Below are 21,294 nucleotides of genomic sequence, written 5' to 3' on the forward strand. Positions count from 1 at the left end.
CAGAGGTAAATCATGTTGTTAGAGCCCGAAAATAGTGCCAAAGCACGACAATTACTGAACCAGAGTATGGCACTGGTGCTGGCGGGAGGGCGTGGCAGTCGCCTGAAACAGTTGACCGACAACCGTGCCAAGCCTGCCGTCCATTTCGGTGGCAAATTCCGGATCATTGATTTTGTGCTCTCCAACTGTATCAACTCGGGGATCCGCCGCGTTGGTGTAGTCACTCAATACAAATCTCACAGCCTGCTGCGTCACCTGCAATCGGGCTGGTCCTTCCTGCGTTACCAGATGAACGAATTCATCGATCTGCTCCCGGCCCAGCAACGGGTGGACGAGGTGCACTGGTATCGTGGCACCGCCGATGCCATCTATCAGAACGTCGATATCATCCGTGACTACGGCCCCAAATACATAGTGGTGCTGGCGGGGGATCACATCTACAAGATGGACTACGCCGCCATGCTGCTCGACCATGTGCGCCTCGGCGCCAAGGTGACAGTGGCCTGTATCGAGGTGCCAAGAGCCGAGGCATCCGCCTTCGGGGTGATGGACATCGACGAGCAGCGCAAGATCCGCGCCTTCGTGGAGAAACCGGCCAATCCGCCCGCCATGCCGGGTTGCGAGGATCGCTCGCTGGCTTCCATGGGGATCTACATCTTCGAGGCGGAGTACCTCTATCAACTGCTGGAGGAGGATATTCTCAATCAGGACTCCAAACACGACTTCGGGATGGATCTGATCCCCCGCATCGTGGAGGAGGGGCTGGCGTTTGCGCACCCCTTCAGCATGTCCTGTGTCGGCGCCCGAGAAGGTCAAAAACCCTACTGGCGTGACGTGGGCACCCTGGATTCTTTCTGGGAAGCGAACATGGATCTCGCCTCCGTGCTGCCCGAGCTCGATATCTACGATCAGAACTGGCCCATCTGGACCAGCCAGACCCTGACGCCACCGGCCAAGTTTGTGCAGGACCGCAATGGTCAGCACGGCATGACCATCAACTCCATGTTCTCGGGCGGCTCCATCGTCAGCGGATCGTTCGTGCTCAACTCGGTGCTCTTTACCAATGTGCGGGTGCACTCTTTCTGCACCCTGGATCAGGCCATCATCTTCCCAGGGGTCGAGATCGGCGCCGGTTGCCGTCTGCGCCGGGTAGTGGTGGATAAAGGGTGTGTGCTGCCCGATGGGCTGGTGGTGGGCGAGAATGCCGACGAGGATAGCCGCCGCTTCTACCGCTCCGAGCAGGGGATCGTGCTGGTGACCAAGGAGATGCTGGACAAGCTGGTTTGAGGAAGGTCCTTGAAACTGTGTCAGACGCTGTAATGCAAAGGGAGCCAAGTTGGCTCCCTTTTTCATTCGGGTGAATGGCGAAGATTACTCGCTAATCACCGCTTTGGCGGCCATCACCATGGCGGTGCCGTGCTTGCCACCGGCGGCGGTCACTTGAGGTACGCCATCTTCGTCGGTGTCGCTGCCCGCACCTTCGATGATGTTCTCGCCGGAGTCACCGATCCACTCGGCCATCTGCATGCCACCGTTGACGGTGCCACGGAACCAGCTGACGTACTGACCGGTCAGCTTGGCCAGCTCAAGCTCGGGCGCCTTCTCGGCCCCTTCGTTGCGCAGGTTCAGCATGGCTGAGCGCAGGGCGCCGGAGATGGCAGCCTGGGTCCAGGGGGTGTATTCACCCTGTTTACCCGCCAGCCAGGTGCCTGCTTTGGCATTGAAGTAGGCCTTGTCGGCGGCGATGAACAGCTCGCGGGCAGCAGTGCGGTACTTGGCATCGGAGGTGGCGAGGAACGCAGCAGTCAGACCACGGATAGCGGCGAACTGCGCATCGACAGACTGACCGGCATCGAGCTTGCCACTCAGGGTGATGCCGTCATGCACCAGACCATTCTTGCCCTTGAGGTTGGCAAGGATGAAATCGGCCTGTTTGCGGATCACGTCGAGCGCCTGCTGACCCTGCTTGGTCTTGAGGTTCAGCTCGCCATTGTCACCGGCGGCATAACCGACCGGCAGCGCATCCTGAGCATGCTGGAAGATCTGCAGGGCGACCAGTGCGTAAGCGGCGTCAAAGGTGGTGACGTGCTTGCCCTGTTTGCCTGCCTGCCAGCTGTCGACCAGGGTGCCGGCCTTGCCATCAAAGTGCAGGGCCGCCAGGTTCTTGAAGGTGAGGTTGGAGAGATTGATCGCCAGCGAGAAGGCATCGCTGCCCGCAACAGCTTTGCCCAGGTCATTGGCCTGGTTGGCAGCCGGTGCGGCGGCAAACGGTGCACCGTCAAACACGGCGTGGAAGGCCGGGTTCTGGTTGGTGTTGGCGCTGCGCTGATCGCTGAAGGCATAGAACTCGGAGAGCGGCCACAGCATCATCCAGGCATCGCGCAGCTGGGCGGAGCCATCCACCACCTCCAGCTTGCCGATGGCACCGGCATCGTTGTTGCTGGTTTCGGTCACTTTCACCTGATGGGGGAAGTAGATGACGCCTTTGGCCGGATCGTACTGCGGGGTGATCTTGGCGCCCAGTTGCTTGCCATCGAAGCCGAGCTGGTTCTGCATGATGGCCAGCTTGTCGATGGATTGCTCGGTCAGCATCATGCCGTTGAAGCCGTCAGCGGCAGAGACGCCCAGCTTGTGCTTGCCATCCTGATCCATGGTGGCGGAGGCGGCTTCTACCTCTTCGTCGCTCTCGGCCACGTGCATGCCGCCGAGGAAGTCTTGCGACCACATCACCTCTTTGAGCAGGATGCCGCCCACGGCTGCGGGCACCAGCAGGTTGTCACTGCCGCTCCAGCGCAGGGTGCTGTAGTCACGGAAGTAGGCGGGTACCTGGGTCTTGACGGTTTTCTCGGTACCTTTGGCGGTCTTGATGGTGATCTGGTCGCCATTGACCGGAGTGGCGTTGACGGCCTGGGCAAACTCCGGATTGGCGGAGGCGTAGGGCAGGGAGAGGGGATACATGCCCTGCGGCACTTCATCGGCCGGGAAGCCAACGGCATCGGCCATGGCCAGCACCCGTTGCCCCAGAGAGGCCATGGTGCCACCACGGGCCAGGTTTTGCGGCCCGTTCACCAGATGTGGGCCCATGCCGGATTGGTAGTTGAGGGCGTACATCGCCTCTTCGGAGTACTCGTAGGATTCGATGCCGGCAGCGAAGTCGAACGGAGTTGGTTCATCGGCACGGTTGGCATCCAGCACATCCAGATCCAGCCCCAGCGCTTCGGCCAGCGGCTCGCCAGAGAGCTCGAATTCGGTATAGGCCAGCATGTTGGCGGCGGTATTGAATGTCTTGTCTTCGACCTTGACGGCAGCGTGTGCGGCGCCGCTGATCAGTGCGCAGGCGATTGCCTGAACCAGTACGGTTTTTCTCATGTCCCTTCTCACCATTGGTTGGTTTTATTATTGACGCTTCTCATGACGAATCTAAATGAGAATGGTCTGCATTATGCTGTGTTGCAGGGGACTTGAGAAGTAAAAAACCGCCCCGATCGGCTGCACGTTGAACCGGATGTGCGCTGTCGAAGAGGACGGTTATCTGTTTATTGCGATGAAAGTGCCAGTGCGGCGGTGATCAGAGCACCTTGAACGGGATGACCAGACGGCCCGGCTCTACCTTGAGGGCTTCGACCTTGTCCTTGATCCTGGCTTCGTTCTTGCGGCTGCTGTCGAGGCGGTAGACCGGGGTCTGCGACAGGAACAGAGAGAGTGACTGATTGAAGGTGGGCAGCAGCGGGGTGAGGGCGGCCCCGATATCGGCCGGCTCGGTCTTGACCGAGACCAGCTCAAGATCGCGCAGATAGATGGCGCCCTGATCGGCCACATAGTCCGGACGGGCGCTCAGGGCAAAGCGGATCTTCATCTGCTGGCTGCCAAGGGGGCTGCTCACCTGCAGGTCGCCAGCGGCGTCCAGCTCGATGCGATCAGCTTGTTTGCGGCCGATACGGCTCTGCATCTCATCCAGACGGATCTTGCTCGACATGATACCGGGGATCCCCAGCTGTTTTTCAAAATAGACCTGATCTTTGAGGTACTGGTTGATTTCGGCCTCGCTGACGTTGTACTGGGTCAGGGAGCAGGCCCCCAGCAGCAGGGCGAGGGGGAGTAACAACAGTTGTTTCAACATGATGGATTCCGCTTGGGCAAATATGATGGCGCTATCTTACGCGATAACGGGCGTGGAATGAGAGCCTCATACCGTGGGAAATCACGGTCTTGCTGCATTCCCGGTTGTTTTTTGGCAACAGCCGGGTTCATCATCAACGGGTGAACAGAGTCGGGCCGATCGGTTGGCTGCAGGCGTTGGGCCACGTCCGAGCTGAGCAGCCTGAGCAGAGCACAAGAAGAGAACAGAGAGCGAGGAGAGCGCAATGGTTCGGATGGGCAAGGTTGGCTGCAGGGCGCTGCTGTGGCTTGGCTGCATGATGGGGCTCTGGAGCCCGTCGCTGTGGGCCGAGGTGAAAGTGATCCCGGTCTTCGAAGCGCAGGCGGCGGTGCAGACCCTCAAGGAGATCTATCCCCAGCTTGGGGTAAGCGCCATGGGTAACCAGCTGGTGCTGAGCGGGACGCCAGCCCAGCTGCAGGAGGCCGAAGCCACGTTGGCCCAGATCAACCAGCCGCCGCAAAGCCTGCTTATCGAGTGGCGGGTGGATGGGGCCGCCAGCGGTCAGCAACTGGGGGGCTCAATCAGTCGCGACGAGACCAAGCGGCAGTGGCTGCTCGATGGCAATGCCCAACAGTACCAGCGCAGCCAGAACGACAGTTGGCAGGTGCGCGGGCTGTCGGGCCGCCCCGTGCTGCTGCAGATGGGCTCCTATCAACCGGTGACCTTCTATCAGTGGAACGGGGGCGCCGTGGTGGGGATGATGCCGCTGGTGAATGGCCTCTATGCCACGGCCACCTTGATTGGCGATCGGGTGCAGATTGCGCTGAGCAGCGAACAGGCGAGGCTGGAGCAGGGCACCATCAATCGTGGGCAGAGTGCCACCGAAGTGAGCGGGGCACCGGGCCAGTGGCTGACGGTGGGGGAGCTCTCCACCAGCTCTGCGGATCAGGGGAGCCGCCTCGGTACCCAGCTACAGGGAGCGCGAGGCAGCCAGAGCGAGCGCCAGACCCTGCAGATCCGGGTCACTCGCCAATAGGTGTCAGCCCCGTCAGTGGGGCTGATCTGCGGCATATTCCCGTAGCTGGCGGCTGCGCAGCAGATACCAGAGGGACCAGAGGCTGGCGACCAGCACCAGCGCGGTGGGCCAGCTGAACGACCACTTCTGCAGATTGAGGCTGTGCAGTTGCATCAGCAGGCCGCTGACGGCAGAGCAGAGCAGCAGCAGCGGGCTGTGGCGCCGGAGTCTGGCGCGAATGCTTTGGGTCTGCTGATAGGTGCCGCCGCAGGCGAGCAACGCCAGCATGGCGGGCACGTCGGTCAGCAGGCTGATGTAGAGGGTGATCTTGTCCGGATAGAAGAGGGTCAGGATCTCGCTGCCGCTCTCGCGGGTGACCCCTGCCATCAGGAAGAGCCAGACCGAGCGGGTCAGCAACAGGGCGATGGGCCAGAACCAGAGGGGCGGGCGCAACTGGCCGTGATCGTCATATCGGTGTTCGGGGTAGAGGGTCATGGTTGCCCGTTAGCCACAGGAATTGAGTGATAGAGGGGATATGGGGCGACGAAGCGCCCTTTGCAAGGCATTGGGATCTGCGTGAATTAATCGGGGGGCCATGCCCCCCAATCCGTTTCTTCAGATATCGCAGCGCGCGTCGGCGGCGTTACAGCCAGCCTTTGCGCTTGAAGAAGAGCCCGGTGCCGAGCGATGACATCACCATCAGCACCAGCGACATGGGATAACCATACTCCCAGGCGAGCTCCGGCATGCGGCCGAAGTTCATGCCGTAGATACTGGCGATCAGGGTCGGCGGCAGGAAGATCACGGCAGCAACCGAGAAGATCTTGATCACCTTGTTCTGCTCCAGATTGGTGACCCCCATGGAGGCCTCCAGCTGGAAGTTGATCTTGTCGAACAGGAACTGGGTGTGAGGCAACAGTGACTCCACGTCGTGCAGCATCTCGTCGATCCACTTGTTCTGCTCCAGGCTCATGCGCTGGCGCAGGCTGCGCTTGAGGAAACGCAAGGCGCGGCGGGTATCGTGCAGGGAGAGACGGATCTGGCCGTTGGCCTCTTCCTGTGCCATCAACTCCTTGAGCATGGGGTTGATCTGATCCGGCTCGAAGATCTGATCTGCGGTGTTTTCCAACGTCTTGTAACCATCCTCGATAAGGTCGGAGAGGTACTCAACCTTGAGGTTTTGCACCTCCAGCAGGATATCGAGGGCATCCTCCACTTCCAGCCGATCCTGGCGCATATAGTGGCGCAGCAGGCGTACCAGCCCGATGTCATCTTCACGAATACTGATCAGCAGGTTGTTGCGCAGGGTAAAGGAGACGTGGACACCCTTGGTGTCACGACCGATCCGCTGGGGAAACAGGGAGTGAATGTGCAGACCATCGGTATCCCAGTAGAAACGGGCGGATGCTTCGATGTCGTCGAGCTCTTCCTTGTCGGGAACCTCTTCCAGGAACAGGCCCGTCAACCATTCTCGCTCTGCCGTGTCCGGCTTGTAGGCATCCAGCCAGACCGTGTTGTCAGGTACTATGTCGTCAGGCCCGAGCGTGACTATGTCCAGCACCTTGTTATTGAGAATGTAGGCGGTGATCATCTGTCCCCCCTTAAAAAGTCATGGGTAATCAGGGATGGTTGCACAGGTCATGCGGCCTTAGATCGCTGAAGAAGGCGATCCCGTGGATAAGCAGATCGGGCCGATGGAAAACCTGAATGCGGCGAACTATACAGGGGCGGGCCGCGCTTGTCAGGGGCTATTCATCAGGGATCCAGCCTGTTTGTTCAAAAAAACAGCGAGGTCGGATCACCTGAGCGGCCGTGCGGGGTAGAACCCGCCTTTGGCAGGGGGGAAGGATTTCTGAGGCTGCCTTTTGCTATCGTCCCGCTTCATCACATATTGGGATAGTTGGGCCCGGATCCCCCTTGGGGCGGTGTCCAGACGATGTTTTGGGACTGAGTATCTTTGATGTCACCGCGTCTTGGTATCGCCGTATTCCATCACATATTCGGATAGTTGGGCCAGGATCCTCCTTGTGGCGGTGTCCAGAAGACATTTTGGGGTGAGCATCCTTTATATCACCGTATCTGGTATCGCCGTACTTCATTACATATTGGGATAGTTCGGCCCCGAGCCTCCTTGCGGTGGGGTCCAAATGATGTTTTGGCTGGGATCCTTGATATCGCAAGTCTTGCAGTGAATGCAGTTGGCGGCGTTGATCTGCAGTTTCGCCGCGCCTTCCGTTTCCAGTACTTCAAACACCCCGGCCGGGCAGTAGCGTTGGGCGGGTTCGGCCCAGGTGGGCAGATTGACCTCGACCGGAATGCGCGCGTCCTGCAGCTTGAGGTGGCAGGGCTGATCCTCGTCGTGACTGGTGTTGGCGAGATACACAGACGAGAGCTTGTCAAAGCTCAGCATGCCATCGGGTTTGGGATAATGAATGGGCTCGCAGCGGCTGGCCACGCGCAGTTGACGGTAATCGTGAGCCTTATCGAGCAGTTTGAAGGGCGAGTTTGTGCCAAACAGCCGCTGCTCCAGCCAGTTGAAGGCACCACCCAACCAGGGACCATAGCGGTGAAGAGCCGCGCCGAAGTTGCGCGCTGCCTTGAGCTCGCGAGCCAGCCAGCTCTGTTGCAGCTCGTCGCCATACTGGGCCAGATCCCGGCCCCCCTCATCGCCCCCCCGCAGTGCCATCGCGACGGTTTTTGCCGCCAGCATCCCCGATTTCATGGCGGTGTGGATCCCCTTGATGCGGGAAAAATCGAGGGTGCCCGCATCACAACCGATCAGCAGGCCGCCCGGAAAGTGCATGCGGGGCAGGGCGTGCCAGCCCCCCTTGGTGATGGCGCGGGCGCCATAGCTGATGCGCTCACCCCCTTGCAACACGCCAGCGATAAGCGGGTGATGCTTGAGGCACTGGAATTCATCGAACGGGCTGAGCCAGGGATTCTGGTAGTTGAGATCGACAATCAGCCCGACCGCGACCTGATCCCCCTCCATGTGATAGAGATAGAAACCACCCTGGCTATTGCCACCGCCCTGCTTGCCGAGGGGCCAGCCACTGCCGTGCAGCACCTGTCCCGCTTTGCCTTGACCTGCTGGCAGTTGCCACAGCTCCTTGAAGCCGATGGCGTAGTGTTGGGGTTGGGCGGGGTTTTCCAGATTGAAGTTGGCGATCAGCTGCTTGCCGAGATGGCCGCGAGCCCCTTCGGCAAAGAGGGTGTAGCGGCCGAGCAGCGCCATGCCGGGCACATGATCAGCTTTTGGATTGCCCGCGCGATCCAGCCCCAGATCGCCGGTGATCACCCCCTTGACCCGGCCCGCGTCCATGATAAGTTCGCTGGCGGTAAATCCCGGGTATATTTCGACTCCCAGTTTTTCCGCCTGTTGGCCAAGCCAGCGGCAAAGGTTGCCGAGGCTGACGATGTGACAGCCCTCATTGTGCATCCGGGGTGGCACCGCCCAGGCGGGGAGTTGCAGGGAACGTTGCTCGCTTTGCAGCAGATGAACCTGATCGTCGCTGACCGGCACGCCGAGCGGCGCTTGCTGCCAGCCATCCGGCAGCAGCTCTTGCAAGGCGACGGGATCAAACAGGGCGCCGGAGAGCAGATGGGCGCCAATTTCCGCTCCCTTCTCCAGCAGACAGACGGAGAGAGTGGCATCCTGCTGTTTCAGGGCGATGGCTGCACTGAGCCCCGCCGGACCGCCGCCGACGATGACGACATCAAATTCCATTGCTTCCCGTTCCATCTTGCCTCTGCGCTCTGGTTGGCCTAGGGTAATGCTGGTAGTTTACGTAAACGTAAAGCAGTTGTAAGCAAAGCTGAGCAAGAAAAAGCAAAAAATCAGGGAAGAGCGTACTGCAACAAACGCAGAGGCACACTAATGAATTCAATCCAAAGAGACGAGGCATGACCCCATGAAGCTGCTGGTCGCAATCAAACGGGTAGTCGACTACAACGTCAAGATTCGGGTGAAGGGAGACGGCTCCGACGTGGAGCTGGCCAATGTGAAGATGGGGATCAACCCCTTTTGTGAAATTGCGGTGGAGGAGGGGGTCAGGCTGCGGGAAGCCGGGGTTGCCAGCGAACTGGTGGTGGTGACCTTCGGCCCTGACGCTGCCGCCGAGCAACTGCGCCATGGGCTGGCGCTGGGGGCGGATCGGGCGCTGCATTATGTCACCGATGAGACGCTCACCCCGCTGACGGTTGCCCGCGCCTTGCACAAGGTGTGTGAGCAGGAGCTGCCGGATCTGGTGCTGCTCGGCAAGCAGTCCATCGATTCAGACAACAATCAGGTGGCCCAGATGCTGGCTGCCCTCAATGATTGGCCGCTGGCGACCTGTGCGTCCGCCCTCAAGGTGGAAGCTGGGGAACTGCTGGTGACTCGCGAAATCGACGGTGGCCTCGAGACCCTCGGCATGCCGTTGCCTGCGGTAGTGAGCGCCGATCTGCGTTTGAATGAACCGCGCTTTGCTTCGTTGCCCAACATCATGAAGGCCAAGCGCAAGCCGCTTGATAGCGCTCCATTCTCGACACTTGCCGTTGAGGTGGCCAATCAGACCCGCTTGCTCGGGGTGATGGCGCCGCCAGCCCGCAGCGCCGGGATCAAGGTGGGCTCGGTGGACGAGCTGGTGGACAAACTCAAACACGAAGCGAAGGTGCTGCCATGAGCGTGCTGATCATTGCCGAACATCATCAGGGCCATCTGGCCGACAACGTGGCACAACTGGTCACCGCCGCCGGATCCATCGGCGGTCAGGTTGACCTGCTGTTGCTGGGTCAGGGGCTGACCGAGGCGAGTGAACAGGCGGCAGCTCTCGGCGGCGTCGACAAGGTGTTGCTTGCCGAACATCCCCTGCTGGCCGACGGGCTGCTGGATGGGGTCGACAAGCTGCTGGCCAGCTGGTGCGAAGGTTACAGCCACTGCCTGATGGCGGCGAGTGCCATGGGCAAGGCGTTGCTGCCACAGGTGGCGGCCCGGCTCGGGGTGGAGATGCTCTCCGAGGTGACGGCTATCGAGAGCAGCGACACCTTCCTGCGCCCCATCTATGCAGGCAATGCCATCGCCAGAGTGGCAAGCTCGGCGCCCGTCAAAGTGATGACAGTGCGGGCCAGCGCGTTTGCCAAGGCGGCGACGGGCGGACAGGCTCTTATCGAGCACTTGGCCGTGCCCGAATTCGCTGGTCGTACCCGGTTGGTCGAGCGCCGCGCGGTGCGCTCCAGCAGGCCCGAACTGACCGCTGCCCGGGTGGTTGTCTCCGGTGGCCGCGCCCTTGGTTCCAAGGCGCAGTTTGCCCTGATTGAGGCGCTGGCCGACAAGCTGGGCGGCGCCGTGGGGGCATCGCGAGCCGCCGTTGATGCGGGATATGTCGCCAACGATCTGCAAGTGGGGCAGACCGGCAAGGTGGTGGCGCCCGAGCTCTATATCGCGGTCGGCATTTCGGGGGCCATCCAGCATCTGGCGGGGATGAAGGAGTCGAAAGTGATCGTGGCCATCAACAAGGACAGCGACGCCCCCATCTTTCAGGTGGCGGACTACGGGCTGGTGGGGGATCTCTTCATTCTGCTGCCGGAGCTCACCGCCAAACTGTAAATTTGTCAGAAATGGCTGGGCTGTGGTCGTTTATGCGCTCTGCCCGCCATTTCTGCGCATGTTCTCTGCAAGCCCTGACCCGTTCAGGGCTTTTTCTACTGCAAGGGGGAGCAAGAGTGACGGTAAAAGGTTGAGCCAGCTCCCAAAAAGCCTTTGATCCGCTGGCTGCTCTTGTGTAAAACCTGACAAGTCATCGATCACACTCATCCACTCACGGAAAGCGTCATGAGCAAACAGGTTTACAACTTCTGCGCCGGCCCCGCCATGTTGCCGGTTGAAGTCATGGAGCGCGCCCAGCGCGAATTTTGTAATTTTCAGGGGCTGGGAGCCTCGGTCATGGAGCTTTCCCACCGCGGTAAGCACTACATGGCGGTCGCCGAGAAGGCAGAAGCCGATCTGCGCGAGTTGCTGGCGGTACCGGACAACTATAAGGTGCTGTTCATGCATGGGGGTGGCCGGGGTCAGTTCTCCGCCGTGCCCATGAACCTGCTGGGCGGCGCCAACAAGAAAGCCGATTTTCTGCTGACCGGTGTCTGGTCGCAAGGGGCGGTGGATGAGGCGCAAAAGTACGGCGACATCCAGACCTGGCAAGGGGTTGCCAAAAACGAGCAGGGGATTACGCACCTGTTGCCGACACCGGCGTTTCGCTCTGATGCCGCCTATGTGCACTACTGCCCGAACGAGACCATTGAAGGGATCGAAATGTTCGATATCCCTGCAACCGGCGATGTACCGCTGGTGGCGGATCTCTCCTCCACCATCCTCTCCCGTCCCATCGATGTGAGCCGCTTTGGCATCATCTATGCCGGTGCCCAGAAAAATATCGGCCCGTCCGGGCTCGCCATCGCCATCGTGCGCGATGATCTGCTGGATCAGGCCAGAGCCGATGTGCCCTCGATTTTTGACTACAAGCTCACCGCCAAGAACGACTCCATGTTCAACACGCCGCCCACCTACGCCTGGTATCTGGCCGGTCTGGTGTTCGAGTGGCTGAAAGAACAGGGGGGCCTTGCGGCGATGGAAGCGCGCAACAAGGAGAAGGCCGACTTCCTTTACGACTATCTCGATCAGTCGAGCTTCTACGGCAATCAGGTGGATGTCAGCTGCCGTTCGCGGATGAACATCCCGTTCCAGCTGAAAAATGCCGAGCTGGACAAGCAGTTCCTGGCTGAATCTGAAGCGGCTGGCCTGCTGGCGCTCAAAGGACACCGCATCGTCGGTGGCATGCGGGCCAGCATCTACAACGCCATGCCGCTGGAGGGTGTGAAGGCGCTGGTCAGCTTTATGGATGAGTTTGCCAAGCGTCACGGCTGATCCGGTCTGCAGTTAATCCTGACGCCGGGCTTGCCCGGCGTCTTTTTTTCAACAACGACTGAATCTTAGCGCGCAGCCCCGTTTTTCCCCTGTCGCTGCCCTTGCCGAGCGGGGCGCGTACTGTTAACGTCCGGTCAGGTCATTTATTTGAGATTGCACAGGAAGTCTATGAATTCGTTGCGTTTGGAACCCATTTCTCGTGTGGCCGGTGAGGTCAATCTGCCCGGCTCAAAGAGTGTCTCTAACCGGGCGCTGCTGCTGGCGGCACTGGCCCGTGGTACTACCCGTTTGACCAACCTGCTCGACAGCGATGACATTCGTCACATGCTGGCAGCACTGACCCAGCTCGGGGTCAAGTACAAGCTCTCTGCCGACAAGACCGAATGCACCGTGCAAGGCCTTGGCCGCAGTTTTGCCGTCAAAGAGCCGATCAATCTGTTTCTTGGCAATGCCGGCACTGCCATGCGCCCGCTCTGTGCCGCGCTGTGTCTGGGCTCCGGTGAGTACACCCTGGGTGGCGAGCCGCGCATGGAAGAGCGCCCCATAGGCCATCTGGTAGATGCTCTGCGTGAGGCGGGCGCCCATATCCAGTACCTGAAAAAAGATGGTTTTCCGCCGCTGGTGGTGGATGCCAAGGGGCTGTGGGGCGGCGATGTGCACGTCGATGGTTCCGTTTCCAGCCAGTTCCTGACCGCCTTCCTGATGGCTGCGCCCATGGCGGCCGGCGACACTCGCATCCATATCAAGGGGGAGCTGGTCTCCAAGCCCTACATCGATATCACCCTGCACATCATGAAGCAGTTCGGGGTGGTCATCGAGCACGACAACTACAAGCTGTTCTACATCAAGGGCAACCAGACCTACATCAGCCCGGGGGATTTTCTGGTGGAAGGAGATGCTTCCAGCGCCTCCTATTTCCTTGCGGCTGGCGCCATCAAGGGCAAGGTGCGGGTCACCGGCATCGGCAAGCACAGCATTCAGGGCGATATCCATTTCGCCGACGTACTGGAGAAGATGGGTGCGCGCATCACCTGGGGTGATGACTTTATCGAAGCGGAGCAGGCGCCGCTGCACGGCATCGATATGGATATGAACCATATTCCCGATGCTGCCATGACCATCGCGGTTGCTGCGCTGTTTGCCGAGGGGCCGACCTCCATTCGCAATATCTATAACTGGCGGGTGAAAGAGACCGATCGCCTGCATGCCATGGCGACCGAGCTGCGCAAGCTGGGCGTAGAAGTGGAGGAGGGACGTGACTTTATTACCGTGACCCCGCCGACCCAGCTCAAGCATGCCGAGATCGATACCTACAACGATCACCGTATCGCCATGTGCTTCTCGCTGGTGGCGTTGTCGGATACCCCGGTCACCATCAATGATCCCAAGTGCACCTCGAAGACCTTCCCGGATTACTTCGACAAGCTGGCCAGTATCAGCCAGCGTGGCTGATCACTGACAAACCCGTCATCACCGATGCTTCGGGCCCGCGCTGAGCGGGCCTTTTTGCCTTCCTCACCAGCATCGTCATTTCCCTTAGCATCATTTCAATAACTTGCAAGATTGCCATATAAAATAGTTTTGTGATTGCTGTAATTTCCTATTTACACATGCGCTGTCGCGGGCTATGTTGAGATTTCCTAATCGCAGTCATCTAGCAGGAAGCCTTGTCATGCAGCATCAAACCGACGACGTTCGTATCAGTGAAATCAAAGAGTTATTACCCCCGGTTGCGGTGCTTGAGAAGTTTCCGGCTACCGAGGTTGCCTCGTCCACCGTTTTTGAATCCCGTCAGGCCATTCACAATATCCTGGCCGGCGAAGATGATCGTCTGCTGGTGGTGATTGGTCCTTGCTCCATCCATGATCCGGTCGCCGCGCTGGAGTACGGCAAGCGCCTCAAGGCGTTGCGTGACGAGCTGAAAGGTCAGCTGGAGATCGTGATGCGGGTCTACTTCGAAAAACCGCGCACCACAGTGGGCTGGAAGGGACTGATCAACGATCCGTACCTCGACAATAGCTGCAAGATCAACGACGGTCTGCGCATTGGTCGCAAGCTGTTGCTGGATCTCAACGACATGGGGCTGCCAACTGCCTCCGAGTTCCTCGACATGATCACCCCGCAATATGTGGCGGATCTGATGAGCTGGGGCGCGATCGGTGCCCGTACCACTGAATCCCAGGTACACCGCGAGCTGGCCTCCGGCCTCTCCTGTCCGGTGGGCTTCAAGAACGGCACTGACGGCACCATCAAGGTGGCCATCGATGCCATTGGCGCTGCCAGTGCGCCGCACCACTTCCTGTCGGTCACCAAATACGGTCACTCCGCCATCGTGGCGACCCGCGGCAACCCGGACTGTCACATCATTCTGCGTGGTGGTCGTGAGCCGAACTACAGCGTCGCCCATGTCAGCGAAGTTGTGAAGGGGCTGGAGAAGGCCGGTCTGCCGCAGAAGGTGATGATCGACTTTAGTCACGCCAACAGCAGCAAGCAGTTCAAGAACCAGATGGTGGTGGCCGAGGATGTGGCCGGCCAACTGCGTGCCGGCAGCAAGGCGGTGTTTGGTGTGATGGTGGAGAGCCATCTGGTAGAAGGCCGTCAGGATCTGGTGGAAGGGTGTGAACTCACCGTCGGCCAGAGCATCACCGATGCCTGCATCGGTTGGGCTGATACCGAAGTGCTGCTGCGCAACTTGGCTGATGCCGTCGCAACCCGTAACGCCCGTTAAAGCTATCCTGGCGGCGCTGGAACAGCAACGCTGCCGTTCGGCCAAATCGAATCCATAAAGCAAAAGCGCGACCCTCGGGTCGCGCTTTTTCATTTGTGAAGCGGATTACCAACGGTAGGTTTTCAGCAGCGCCTCCAGTTTCTGGCACTGCTCCACCAGCTGAATGCTGGCGAGGTTGGCGGCGTGCGCCTGACCCAGGGTGTCGTTGGAGGTATTTCGAATATCGCTCACCGAGCTGTCTACCTCATGGCAGACCCTGTCCTGCTCTTCGGCCGACTGGGCCATCTGGGCGTTGAGGTCGTTGATGCGGGCGATGCGCTCGATGATGTTCTGCATGGCTGCCAGGGTCGCTTCGGTCTTGCTGATGCTCTCATCGGCTTTGCTTTTTGCATCCCCGATCACCGTAACTGCACTTTGGGCCTCATTTTGCAGGGCGGCGATCATCTGGGAGATCTCCTCGCTGGCGGCGCGGCTGCGGTTGGAGAGGGCCCGCACTTCATCGGCCACTACCGCAAAGCCACGGCCTTGCTCACCTGCCCGGGCCGCTTCAATCGCAGCGTTGAGGGCCAGCAGGTTGGTCTGATCGGCAATCCCCTTGATCACCTCGAGCACACCGTCAACCGCCAGGCAACGGCTGTCGAGCTGCTGGATCACCTGATCCACCCGATCGATCTCTGCCGACATCTCGCCCATATCGGTGATGGAGTGCTGGGCGAGACGGCTGGTGTCGGCGGCATCCTGATTGGTGAGGGCGGAGAGCTCGGCGCTGTGGCGGGCATGTTCACGTACTTCATGAGAGCTGGCGGCCAGCTCGCTGACGGCGGCGGCGACCTGGGTGGTCATCCCCTCTTGCTGGCGGGCCGAGTTTTCGGTCTGGGTTGCCACCTGACGGATCTGGTTCGACTCCTGATAGAGCTGGTGGGTTGCCCCTTCCACCTCCTGCAGACTGTGGCGGAAGCCCTGCACCATGTCATTGACGGCGCGAGTCATCTGGCCCAGTTCATCCCGGCTATGATTGACCAGGGGGAGGGCGAGGTTGCGCTCCTTGGCCATCTGGATCATTGTGAGCTGCAGCTGGCGCAGGGGGCGTTTTACGTAGCGTTGCAACACCCACCAGAGCAAACCGAAGCCGATGCTGAAGACGGCGGCCAGACTGCCGCTCAGGATCAGGTTGTTGTGGCGGATCTCGCCGAAGGTGTGGCTGAGGTCGTAACTGATCCGCACCGCACCCATCACTGTCCCTTCATTGACCTGATGGCAGGTTGTGCACTGGGTGCCGCGATACTCCTTGTAGGCTTTGAACGGTTTGATCAGGGTGAGCCGGTTACCCTGCTGCTCCATAATGGTCTCTCCCTGATTGATGGCTCGCTCATCGAGGGGATCCTGCGCTTTCTGATCCGGGTGACCCGGGCCAAACAGGTTGCTGACGGCCGGGGCGCGGATCAGGCGAGCCTCGACGATGCCCGCTTCACTCTTGAGCTTGGTCTGCACGATTTGCCGGTTGGCCATGCCACCGGTCATCATCAGGACGTTGAGCTGATCCATGTAGGTGTTGGCGGCGCTCTCCACTTTTTCGCCCGCCAGCCGGATGGCGAGATCCCGTTGCAGCCAGGCGGAGAGTTCGAAGCAGAGGCCAAAGGTGGTGCTGATGACCAGCGCAAGGGGAAGGAAGATTTTCCAGTTCAGGGAGAGGTTATGCATGTTGGGCAAGTTCCAGGCGCTCGGTGTTGTTATGTGATCCCGTATCGTCTTGATCGTAGACGATGAAATGGCGGGAGATGGTTCTCTATCGGCACACCATAAACGCTCTTTAGTAAATAATCTGTTAAGCAGATCGGTAATGCAGGTTGCCAAAATGACCTCGGCGAGGTACGCGGCTCTGCGGGTTGATCCAGAACAAATTGCAAGTAACGATAATCGTTATCATTGTCATTATTTGCTGAATAGTGACCACCATGATTCTGACTCCTTCAATGACCGGCATTGCCTCGCCGGATCCCCTCAAGTTTGCCTTTAGTGCCAAGACCTCGGCTCACGCCAGTCGGGGAGGGATGCGCCCCTTCCCGCTGGATGAGGCTGGCTGGCAGAGCTGGTGGCAGCGAGAGAGTGAAGCTGAGGAGCGCGCCCTCTACATCCATATTCCGTTTTGCCGCAAGCGTTGCAGCTTCTGCAATTTCTTTGAAAATGGCGCCAATCCGGCGCGGATCAACCGTTATGTCAACGCGCTCTGCGCCTCCCTTGCGCAGGCGGCTGATACCCCGCTGGCGCAGAGCATGCCATTTTCAGCCGTCTATGTGGGGGGCGGCACACCGACCGACATGAGCGCCGGCGAGTTGGCCATGCTGGCCGCCGTGATCCGCCGTTTTCCGCTGGCGGCCGATGCCGAGGTGACGCTGGAGGGGCGCCTCAACGGTTTTGACGATGAGAAATGGCAGGCGGCGCTGGCGGGTGGCTTCAACCGTTTCTCGTTCGGGGTGCAGAGCTTTGATACCCGAGTCCGTCAGCATGCGGCCCGTTTCGATGACAGGGAGACGTTGCTGGCCCGCCTTGGCGAGCTGACCCGGGATGATGCGGCGGTGATCGTGGCGGATCTCATTTTCGGTCTGCCCGGTCAGGATGATGCCGTGTGGCAGCAGGATATCCGCGACGTGATGGCGAGCGGGGTGCACGGGGTCGATCTCTACCAGCTCATCGCCATGCCGGGCACCAATCTGGAGCGGGCGCAGGAGAAGGGCACCTTGGATTGGCTCGCCGATGGCCAGCAGCGAGCGGCCATGTATGCCTATGGCGGAGCGCAACTGGAAGCCCACGGCTGGGAGCGCCTTTCTTGCAGTCACTGGCGGCGCAGCCCGGCCGAACAGAGCCGCTATAACCAGATGGCCAAGCGCGGCGCCGAGATCCTCCCCTTTGGCGCCGGTGCGGGGGGCAGTATTCTCGGTCACGGTTTGATGTATGGGCGGGATCTTGCCCCCTGGCACGACGCACTGGCCAACGGCAAGCGGACGCCCGGCATGGTGATGGGGCGCAACCCCAATGCGCGGATGGACGGTCTGCTGCGCGGCGCCCTCGACAGCGGCGTATTGGCGCTGGAGCGTCTGCCTGCGCCTTTGCTGACCCATCTGATGCCGCTCTTTGCCGCCTGGCAGCAGCACGGGCTGGCCGAGATAGAGAGCGCACGGCTGCAACTCACCCTCGCCGGGCGCTTCTGGAACGTCAATATGCAGGCCGGGCTGTTCGAATTTTTGCAGCTCAATCCGCTCGATGGTTCAGTACCGCCCAGCCATGACGCCGCCGCGGTGCACCATTCGCTGGTCTGAGCCTTAGCGCTGCGTTTGCGTCAACTCGCACCGTCCATAACGAAAGAGGGAGCCTTGCAGGCTCCCTCTTTGGGCTTGGCAGTTAGCGTCGCGCACGAGCTTACTCGTCGCTGTTGTCCTGATAGCTGTCGCGCATCGCCTTGGGCAGGCGGCGCATCGGGGTAAAGCCGATATCCTCGCCCACCACTTCCCGCTTGCGGGCCGGCGCTGGCTTCTTGGCGGCATCACCCTTGGCTTTGCCCTTGCCAGCGGCAGGTTTGCCTTTGGCATTGCTCTTGGCGTTGGCATGGCCGCGCTCACGGGGCGGGTTCTGCACCGGTTTGCTGCCCGGCAGGGTCTGACGGCTCGGCTTGCCGCTGGGTTCGTACCCTTCCAGGATCTCCACAGTCAGGGATTGGCCGATCAGCGCCTCGATGGCCTTGAGCTGACCCAGTTCGTCATGGCTGACCAGCGAGATTGCCTCGCCACCGCGACCGGCACGACCGGTACGACCGATGCGGTGGATGTAATCCTCCGCCATCTGGGGCAGTTCGAAGTTGATCACGTGGGGCAGCTGATCGATATCGAGACCGCGGGCGGCGATGTCGGTCGCCACCAGCACTCGCACAGCGCCGCTGCGAAAATCGGCCAGCGCCCGGTTGCGGGCTCCCTGGCTCTTGTCACCGTGGATCGCCACGGTATTGAGGCCATCTTTTTGCATCTGCTGGGCGAGGCGATCGGCGATCTGCTTGGTGCGGACAAACACCAGCACCCGCTGCCAGTTGCCACGGCCAATCATGTGGGAAAGCAGCTCGCGGCGGCGTTCCCGATCCACCTGAATGATGCGTTGGGAGACCTGCTCGGCGGCGGTGTTGCTCGGGTCCACCTCGATCAGGGTGGGATCGTTGAGCAGATCATCGGCCAGCGCCTTGATATCGTTGGAGAAGGTGGCGGAGAAGAGTAGGGTCTGCCGCTCTGCAGGCAGCGCCTTCATAATGCGGCGAATGTCGACGATGAAGCCCATGTCGAGCATGCGATCCGCTTCATCCAGCACCAGCACTTCCAGCTCGCTCAGGGTCAGGGCACCCTGGGTCAGCAGATCCAGCAGACGGCCCGGGGTGGCGACCAGAATGTCCACACCCAGCTTGATGGCATCCAGATTGGGCTTGATGCTGACGCCGCCGTAGGCGATCAGCGTCTTGAACGGTAGGTGGTGGGCATACTTGATGATGCTCTCGCCCACCTGTGCCGCCAGTTCGCGGGTCGGGGTCAGTACCAGGGCGCGCACCTGACGACGGCCACGGCCGTGGTTGGCCAGCAGACGCTGCAACATCGGCAGGGTGAAACCGGCCGTTTTGCCTGTGCCTGTCTGAGCGCCGCCGAGCACATCCTGACCGGCAAGAATCGCCGGAATCGCTTGCTGCTGGATGGGGGTTGGCTGTTCGTAACCCAGCTCCTTGACGGCCCGCAGAATATGCGGAGACAGACCCAGTTCGTTGAATGACATGTTCGAGAGACACTCCTGAGATGAGCCTTTGGCTCAACGGGCAGCCAGCACTTTGGGGCCAGCCACGATATGGAAAAGATAGTGGGGCCGTAATATAGCAAAATAGCGGCCGCTGCGCAGTAGCTGTCGCACCGGCCGCCACACAATCATTCAACGCAGTGGCGCAACACGCATCGGGCGATTCAGAGCATCTCGCGGATCTGCTCGGCCAGGTTCTCCGGTTTAGCCTGGGGGGCGAAGCGGTCCACCACATTACCCTCCTGGTCGATCAGGAACTTGGTGAAGTTCCATTTGACGTTTTCCAGCCCCAGAAAACCCGGTTTCTGTTTTTTAAGCCACTGGTAGAAGGGGTGGGCATGCTCGCCGTTGACATCGCACTTGGCCATGATGGGGAAGGTGACCGGATAGTCGATGGAGCAGAAGCGGGCAATTTCGTCCGCATCCCCCGGCTCCTGATTGCCAAACTGGTTGCAGGGGAAGCCCAGGATCACCAGCCCCTTGGGGCCGAGTTCCCGATAGAGGGCTTCCAGCCCTTCATATTGTGGGGTAAAGCCGCAGCGACTGGCGACATTGACCACCAGCACCACCTTGCCCGCCAGTTGGGCCAGCGGATAGGGGGTGCCATCCAGTCGTTGCAAAGTGAGATCGGGCAGAGGCATAAGCAGATCCTTCTATTGGTTGTCCGTGAGGTGTTCGGTCGGTTGTGGCGATAAGTGCCAGATGAACGGCATGATGGTACAGGAGTACGGTATCGGTTGGCTCTTTGTGCGGCAAGAGACCCGCACTCTCTCTTCTCCTTGATTGCAAGGGCCATCACAGTTTCGACAGCCAATACGCCGTCCGGTGGGGCGGGTTCACAACTGGCGACAAAAAGCGGGGAAGCGGGCGACAAATCGCGTATTGATGGTGGGACTTCTCAAGAGAAGCAAACCGGTTTGTGACTTGGCCGGTAAGTCGCTAAAAAGCGCCCTCTCTCCACTCATTGTGAGCCAATCTTGGACTATCAAGCTGCCATGGATGCCATTTACACCCGGGGATGGGTGATAGTGGATGATTTTTTGACCGCCGCCGAGGTGGATGCCCTCAAAGCCTGTTTGCCAGGCGAATGGCAACCGGCCGGGATCGGCCGTGACGCCCTTCATCAGGGCAATCCCGATATTCGCCGTGACCAGATCCACTGGCTGGAGCCCTCACTCGGGGCGCCGGTGGCCGACTACCTCGCCCGGATGGAGTCCCTGCGTCTTGCCGCCAACCGGATGTTGATGCTGGGGTTGTTTGACTACGAGGCCCACTTTGCCCGCTACCGCAGCGGCGATTTTTACGCCACCCATCGCGATGCTTTTGCTGGTCGCTCCAACCGCCGCCTGACCTCGGTCTTCTACCTCAACAACGACTGGCAACCGGAAGCCGGTGGGCTGCTGCGCTTCTATGACAACGACGAGCAGTTTCTGATGGATGTCAGTCCCAAGGGGGGGCGGCTGGTGCTGTTTCTCTCCGAGGAGTTTCCCCACGAGGTGCTGCCGGCCAACCGCGAGCGCTACAGCATCGCCGGCTGGTTTCGGGTCAATGGCAACGGCATGGGAAGGGTCGATCCGCCGCGCTGAGGGGCAATGTGTCCCGATTTTGACACAGGGGAGACTTTTCACTGCAAGAAGTGGGGTCATGGGTCTCCCATCAGCTGACAAGGGTTGATCTCCCTTGCTACACTGGCGCGCACTTATGTTCGTATCTGGCTTCGTCCGGTTTTT

General features: G+C 60.2%; 18 protein-coding genes. 9 read left to right on the forward strand and 9 right to left on the reverse strand.

The window, feature by feature from the left end; translation table 11 throughout:
• Positions 1 to 12: 12 nt before the first annotated feature.
• Positions 13 to 1,287 (forward strand): glucose-1-phosphate adenylyltransferase, encoded by a 1,275-nt coding sequence (gene glgC / locus BN1115_RS15750; RefSeq protein ID WP_042657893.1) that lies wholly within the window; start codon positions 13 to 15, stop codon positions 1,285 to 1,287.
• 84 nt (positions 1,288 to 1,371) lie between these two features.
• On the opposite strand, the gene BN1115_RS15755 is transcribed toward glgC, so the two are convergent.
• Together BN1115_RS15755 and BN1115_RS15760 are read right to left on the reverse strand one after the other, a co-directional pair.
• Entirely contained in the window at positions 1,372 to 3,369 is a 1,998-nt protein-coding gene (locus BN1115_RS15755; RefSeq protein WP_042657894.1) for a hypothetical protein, read from the reverse strand.
• 199 nt (positions 3,370 to 3,568) lie between these two features.
• On the reverse strand, positions 3,569 to 4,120 hold the full coding sequence (locus BN1115_RS15760) for a lipoprotein (protein ID WP_042657895.1): 552 nt from the start codon (positions 4,118 to 4,120) through the stop codon (positions 3,569 to 3,571).
• A gap of 295 nt (positions 4,121 to 4,415) precedes the next feature.
• On the opposite strand from BN1115_RS15760, the gene BN1115_RS15765 reads away from it, so the two are divergent.
• Positions 4,416 to 5,135, forward strand: coding sequence for a hypothetical protein (locus BN1115_RS15765; RefSeq protein ID WP_425248145.1), 720 nt, complete (start codon positions 4,416 to 4,418; stop codon positions 5,133 to 5,135).
• A 12-nt stretch (positions 5,136 to 5,147) separates the two neighbouring features.
• On the opposite strand, the gene BN1115_RS15770 is transcribed toward BN1115_RS15765, so the two are convergent.
• From BN1115_RS15770 to BN1115_RS15780, 4 genes are all read right to left on the reverse strand, one after another.
• The gene (locus BN1115_RS15770; RefSeq protein ID WP_042657897.1) at positions 5,148 to 5,609 is read right to left on the reverse strand and encodes a DUF2919 domain-containing protein; all 462 of its coding nucleotides are present in this window, start codon (positions 5,607 to 5,609) and stop codon (positions 5,148 to 5,150) included.
• 148 nt (positions 5,610 to 5,757) lie between these two features.
• Entirely contained in the window at positions 5,758 to 6,705 is a 948-nt protein-coding gene (gene corA, locus BN1115_RS15775) for a magnesium/cobalt transporter CorA (RefSeq protein WP_005337059.1), read from the reverse strand.
• A 293-nt stretch (positions 6,706 to 6,998) separates the two neighbouring features.
• Positions 6,999 to 7,094, reverse strand: coding sequence for a 4Fe-4S dicluster domain-containing protein (locus BN1115_RS22980; RefSeq protein WP_082034880.1), 96 nt, complete (start codon positions 7,092 to 7,094; stop codon positions 6,999 to 7,001).
• A 118-nt stretch (positions 7,095 to 7,212) separates the two neighbouring features.
• Complete coding sequence (locus BN1115_RS15780) at positions 7,213 to 8,856, reverse strand: electron transfer flavoprotein-ubiquinone oxidoreductase (protein WP_042657898.1); 1,644 nt, start codon at positions 8,854 to 8,856, stop codon at positions 7,213 to 7,215.
• A 169-nt stretch (positions 8,857 to 9,025) separates the two neighbouring features.
• Between BN1115_RS15780 and BN1115_RS15785 the strand changes: the two genes are divergently transcribed.
• From BN1115_RS15785 to aroG, 5 genes are all read left to right on the forward strand, one after another.
• On the forward strand, positions 9,026 to 9,778 hold the full coding sequence (locus BN1115_RS15785; protein ID WP_042657899.1) for an electron transfer flavoprotein subunit beta/FixA family protein: 753 nt from the start codon (positions 9,026 to 9,028) through the stop codon (positions 9,776 to 9,778).
• Positions 9,775 to 10,701, forward strand: coding sequence for an electron transfer flavoprotein subunit alpha/FixB family protein (locus BN1115_RS15790; protein ID WP_042657900.1), 927 nt, complete (start codon positions 9,775 to 9,777; stop codon positions 10,699 to 10,701). The genes BN1115_RS15785 and BN1115_RS15790 overlap by 4 nt, the downstream gene beginning before the upstream one ends.
• A gap of 225 nt (positions 10,702 to 10,926) precedes the next feature.
• Entirely contained in the window at positions 10,927 to 12,015 is a 1,089-nt protein-coding gene (gene serC, locus BN1115_RS15795) for a 3-phosphoserine/phosphohydroxythreonine transaminase (RefSeq protein WP_042657901.1), read from the forward strand.
• 168 nt (positions 12,016 to 12,183) lie between these two features.
• Positions 12,184 to 13,467 (forward strand): 3-phosphoshikimate 1-carboxyvinyltransferase, encoded by a 1,284-nt coding sequence (gene aroA / locus BN1115_RS15800; protein ID WP_042657902.1) that lies wholly within the window; start codon positions 12,184 to 12,186, stop codon positions 13,465 to 13,467.
• Between the two features lie 220 nt (positions 13,468 to 13,687).
• Positions 13,688 to 14,743 (forward strand): 3-deoxy-7-phosphoheptulonate synthase AroG, encoded by a 1,056-nt coding sequence (gene aroG, locus BN1115_RS15805; RefSeq protein ID WP_042657903.1) that lies wholly within the window; start codon positions 13,688 to 13,690, stop codon positions 14,741 to 14,743.
• Positions 14,744 to 14,848: 105 nt separating this feature from the next.
• Here the strand turns inward: aroG and BN1115_RS15810 are convergent, their stop codons facing one another.
• A complete protein-coding gene (locus tag BN1115_RS15810; RefSeq protein ID WP_042657904.1) occupies positions 14,849 to 16,444 on the reverse strand; it encodes a methyl-accepting chemotaxis protein in 1,596 nt (531 codons plus the stop codon).
• A 254-nt stretch (positions 16,445 to 16,698) separates the two neighbouring features.
• Between BN1115_RS15810 and hutW the strand changes: the two genes are divergently transcribed.
• Positions 16,699 to 18,060, forward strand: coding sequence for a heme anaerobic degradation radical SAM methyltransferase ChuW/HutW (gene hutW / locus BN1115_RS15815; protein WP_042657905.1), 1,362 nt, complete (start codon positions 16,699 to 16,701; stop codon positions 18,058 to 18,060).
• A gap of 100 nt (positions 18,061 to 18,160) precedes the next feature.
• On the opposite strand, the gene BN1115_RS15820 is transcribed toward hutW, so the two are convergent.
• Positions 18,161 to 19,546 (reverse strand): DEAD/DEAH box helicase, encoded by a 1,386-nt coding sequence (locus BN1115_RS15820; protein WP_042657906.1) that lies wholly within the window; start codon positions 19,544 to 19,546, stop codon positions 18,161 to 18,163.
• 182 nt (positions 19,547 to 19,728) lie between these two features.
• Positions 19,729 to 20,205 carry a glutathione peroxidase gene (locus BN1115_RS15825; protein WP_042657907.1) on the reverse strand — a complete coding sequence of 159 codons (477 nt, stop codon included), beginning with the start codon at positions 20,203 to 20,205 and terminating at the stop codon, positions 19,729 to 19,731.
• 336 nt (positions 20,206 to 20,541) lie between these two features.
• On the opposite strand from BN1115_RS15825, the gene BN1115_RS15830 reads away from it, so the two are divergent.
• The gene (locus tag BN1115_RS15830) at positions 20,542 to 21,150 is read left to right on the forward strand and encodes a 2OG-Fe(II) oxygenase (RefSeq protein ID WP_042657908.1); all 609 of its coding nucleotides are present in this window, start codon (positions 20,542 to 20,544) and stop codon (positions 21,148 to 21,150) included.
• The last annotated feature ends 144 nt before the right edge of the window (positions 21,151 to 21,294 follow it).

The organism is Aeromonas allosaccharophila (assembly GCF_000819685.1).
Taxonomy (GTDB): Bacteria; Pseudomonadota; Gammaproteobacteria; order Enterobacterales; family Aeromonadaceae; genus Aeromonas; species Aeromonas allosaccharophila.